At 44.2% G+C, this 2062-nt stretch carries 3 protein-coding genes; all 3 read right to left on the minus strand.

Annotated elements, in window-relative coordinates; all coding sequences use genetic code 11:
• Positions 1 to 60 precede the first annotated feature (60 nt).
• The gene (locus ACOSYY_RS18770) at positions 61 to 1017 is read right to left on the minus strand and encodes a T4-gp32 family ssDNA-binding protein (RefSeq protein WP_421664400.1); all 957 of its coding nucleotides are present in this window, start codon (positions 1015 to 1017) and stop codon (positions 61 to 63) included.
• A 113-nt stretch (positions 1018 to 1130) separates the two neighbouring features.
• A complete protein-coding gene (locus ACOSYY_RS18775) occupies positions 1131 to 1292 on the minus strand; it encodes a hypothetical protein (protein ID WP_421664401.1) in 162 nt (53 codons plus the stop codon).
• Entirely contained in the window at positions 1289 to 2017 is a 729-nt protein-coding gene (locus ACOSYY_RS18780; RefSeq protein ID WP_421664402.1) for a hypothetical protein, read from the minus strand. The genes ACOSYY_RS18775 and ACOSYY_RS18780 overlap by 4 nt, the downstream gene beginning before the upstream one ends.
• Positions 2018 to 2062 lie beyond the last annotated feature (45 nt).

Consider the following 2062-nt stretch of genomic DNA (forward strand, 5'->3'; position numbering starts at 1 on the left):
TTAGTTAAGGTACAAGAAAAACCCACGGCCTTTTTAGAGCCGTGGGTGTTGAGTTTTTGATTACTGAACTTTTCTTAGCTCTTCAAGAAAATCCTTCTCTGCGAGAACCGCATCACCAGTTGGTGGTGACATTGGTGTGGCTACTACCACATCTCGCTCTTGCTGACTCTGCTCAGCAACAGATTCGGCTGGCTTCTTGAACTCGTTCAAGTCGAACGAAGTGTCTTCGTCTGGAATCAAACCAAGATACTTCTTCAAGGAAACCTTCATGTCTTCCATGCCCTTCAGCTTCCTTAGTGCGGCAAGGTCATGCAAGTTTTCCAGCCACACATCTGCCTCATCCTTGTCGCCAAGTGGCGATGGGTCAAGGAATTCGGACTCATCGTAGTAAGGATATGCTTCCTTACCTCTCTTAATCTTCTTGACGATTTTGAAGTCACGACCAGTCTTGATATCGCTAACGTCGCCCAAACCCTTCTTAGCAGCCTTGGCATCGCCAACGACGATTCTGATAATCTTTTCATGCAGCGTCTTGCCGATGGAAAGAATCTTCGGACCAACGTTCTTCTCGATTTCGCCCTTCTCGTTTACCTGCTGTCTTACGATACAATTGTAGTAGTATCGCTCGATAGGCTTGATAGCCTTTGCAGATTCAATCAATGCTTCTGCTTCCTTACCTTCCTTCTCATCAGCTTCACGATAGAGGGAATTGTAGTATTTGCATACTGGGCATGGATTGCGTGCATCGCAATCCAGCCATCGCTTAACACCATTGATTGTGCTAAGCTCTCTAGGACAGTGTAGATTTGATTTCTTCAAGCGATGGGTGCGGGTGGCACAAAACCACTTCTTACCCTTGGCAGGTGGCAGCAATCTTACGATTACAAAGCCTTCCTTCTCAGGCATACGAACAAAGTTGTCCAAGAAGGCATCGCCAGCCCCTTGACCTTGATTTTCAAGGCGGTCGGCTTCGTCCTGACATTCAGCCAAATTTAGTGATTCATAGTTCTGCGACATAGTAAAACCTCCGTTAATAAAAGTTAATTGCCGCCGTTGGTAGCTCCAACGACTCTTATATTAACTTAATCGGTTTTTATGTCAACCAAACTTAAATCTTTTCTAAATTTTTCCTAAGTAGTTCTCCTGTAAGGTTCTTGCTTAGGTGCGGCTGCTTTTTCTTCTTCTTCCCACCGTTTATTTTCACGGATTTTCTTCCTTAATGCCAACCGCCTATTGAGCAATTTCTTTTTTACTTCCCGCTCCCGCTCTTTTCGCTTTTTAAAATCGGTCATCTCTTGCCTCGAATATCTACCATTTCAGGCTCAGCCACCACGCCATCATAAGACAACTTAGGATTGCCGCCACCACCATTAGCACTACTCCCTTGGGAAACACTAAATCCACGCTGAAGAAACTGATCTGCTGGCACAAAGTATTCGTCAGAAACACTAACTTCACGCTTATGGTCATCCATCATTGTGTAAACCAATACAGCAAACTTGTTTGGATGCGGTGCTTCAGAAAAGACTGGATAACGCTTTTCAGGTGTAAATGCTAACCCTGAAGCCTTAACAGTCTGCAAATTACGTTCATCAGAGTCCAGAATAACCCATTTGATGGGCCTGGTGTTAGATGGTGCAGCCAAATTCCTGTTAGTCTGCATTACTGCCAGATTTGTATTCACCTGGGGCACCGTGGTCGCCTGTGTTGGCTTCTCTTCAATATCCTGGACCACTATGTTGGCAGCACCATTAAGGATGAATTTCTTGTTCTTAATGACAATACCACCCTTACTCTCACGAAAGCTAACCTTCTGCTTCTTGTATTCGGAAATCTCTACGTCGAAAATCCAAATGTCACGCCTAGCCAACTGAGCTATCACTATCGAAGCCAGTTTTTCCAAAGGAACTTCTTCAAAAGGCTCACCAACCTTTTCCTTTAATTCCTTGACTTCGCTCTTGTTGTAGCTGCCTTCCTCATCTCTCGCGTGATACTTGTAAATAACTTCAAAACTCATATTAAACCTTTCTAATTAAGCCTAACCCGTATGTAGTGCTAACTA

The organism is Nitrospira sp. BLG_2, from assembly GCF_049222245.1.

Bases quoted from the DNA above. Each gene is read 5' to 3' on its own strand.
- ACOSYY_RS18770 (WP_421664400.1), bottom strand. From the start codon at position 1,017: ATGTCGCAGAACTATGAATCACTAAATTTGGCTGAATGTCAGGACGAA.
- ACOSYY_RS18775 (WP_421664401.1), bottom strand. From the start codon at position 1,292: ATGACCGATTTTAAAAAGCGAAAAGAGCGGGAGCGGGAAGTAAAAAAG.
- ACOSYY_RS18780 (WP_421664402.1), bottom strand. From the start codon at position 2,017: ATGAGTTTTGAAGTTATTTACAAGTATCACGCGAGAGATGAGGAAGGC.